Consider the following 1,561-nt stretch of genomic DNA (forward strand, 5'->3'; position numbering starts at 1 on the left):
TTGATGGAGATGTACAGATTCGTCTTCGGTAAATTTCAACCCACAGTGTCCACAGGAATGGTTTTGCTTTTTCAAGGCGTCTGAAGTAGCATCGGAGTAAAGTCGGCTATTTCTTTTACTCCAGTAGACTAAGTCACCGTCATAGGGTGACTTAGTCCCCCTTACGTTTATGTGCTGGTTTTGTGTGTATCCTACCGATGGAAAAGCCTTGTCGCACAGTTCATTTGCTTCCCAGCGATTTATCTTCTTTTCCTTTCGGAATTTTCGGTTTGCTGTTTTGGCCATGAACCAAAGGTTATCCCTGCTACTACCCATGTAGCAGCTTGAGTGGTAGTTTCGCCATCCCCGCACTATGGGGGCTAATTTCTTAGCTTTTACTTTTGCACCATATTTCGAGCTGTTGACTACGGCTTTAATCTTCTTACGTATGTTCCGGTGGTTTTCCTCTGAGGGAATGCATCGGAATTTTCCGTTTTTCTTAACTCGGACATGCCAGCCAAGGAAGTCAAACCCGTCTGTCGCTTTAGTTACTTTGGTCTTTTCTTGACTAATGTTCATCCCTCTTTCCGCCAAAAAGGCAGATACCTTCTTGAGGATTTTCTCGGCGTCATCTTTTGGTTTTAGTATAAATACCATGTCGTCGGCGTACCTTAGACTAGTATGAATATTTTCTATTCCGTTTAAAGCCACATTTGCAAGTAAAGGACTTACCACTCCCCCCTGCGGGGTTCCCTGTTCTGGAAACTCGACGGAGACACCTGCCTTGAGGCATCTGAATATTCCCGTTTTAATTTTTGCTGGTGCTATAAGCCTTTCCATGATGCAGGTGTGGGAGATACGGTCAAAGCATTTTTCAATATCTAGTTCTATGACGCGCTTTGTTTTTCCATTAGAACCTGAGTTCAAATGACTAAATAGGCGTTTTTGGACATCCTGGGCGCACCTGCCCGTTCTGAACCCGTAACTATCTCCGCTGAACGTCGCCTCATGGGCTGGTTCCAAGGCTAGCTTCACGCTTACATTGCCATGCTCTGTCAGCGATGGTTGGTATCTTAAGCATCCTTACTTTCCCATTCTTTTTAGGGATTGGGATTTCTCGAAGTCCGCTGTGGTGCCAGTCGTGACCATAGTGGTTCAATGCTTCAACCAGTTCCATGCGTTCACGGTAATTGAGGCTTGACTTTCCGTCTATTCCCGCCGTTCTCTTACCCTTATTTAGCTGTGTGACCTGACGGACAGCCAAAAGCTGCGCTGAACGGGATTTGCTGAATCAGTTTCTGTAGAGACTTAGCTTTCTTAAAGTCGCCTGCTCGAACCGCTTTAAATACTCTCTTCTGTAGGCGGAATAAGTTTTGGCGGAGTTTCTTCCACTCTTGACTTTTCCATAGGTCACTATGTTTTGACATGTGTCTACCCATACTCTTCTAAAGTTTGTATTTTCTGGATACCCGTGCCCAGTTTCTAGGCACATCCTACCCGACAGTGGGGATTAAGTTTGGCATAACTTACCGTAGGTTCGACCGGCCTACAGACCCATTTTAATGCTGTCGTTTTTACTCGA

General features: G+C 45.2%; 3 protein-coding genes. All 3 read right to left on the minus strand.

The genetic code is table 11. The features are described 5' to 3' along the window. The coding region (locus tag F6K53_RS41385) for a reverse transcriptase domain-containing protein (RefSeq protein ID WP_366511433.1) at positions 1-1,014 on the minus strand (1,014 nt) is incomplete at its 3' end. After that, a complete protein-coding gene (locus F6K53_RS46310; RefSeq protein WP_330359465.1) occupies positions 986-1,243 on the minus strand; it encodes a reverse transcriptase N-terminal domain-containing protein in 258 nt (85 codons plus the stop codon). The genes F6K53_RS46310 and F6K53_RS41385, both read right to left, overlap by 29 nt. Continuing rightward, on the minus strand, positions 1,212-1,406 hold the full coding sequence (locus F6K53_RS46315) for a reverse transcriptase N-terminal domain-containing protein (protein ID WP_366511434.1): 195 nt from the start codon (positions 1,404-1,406) through the stop codon (positions 1,212-1,214). Before F6K53_RS46315 ends, F6K53_RS46310 begins: the two co-directional genes overlap by 32 nt. Between the last annotated feature and the right edge of the window lie 155 nt (positions 1,407-1,561).

It is taken from the genome of Moorena sp. SIO4A1, from assembly GCF_010672065.1.
GTDB lineage: Bacteria > Cyanobacteriota > Cyanobacteriia > Cyanobacteriales > Coleofasciculaceae > Moorena.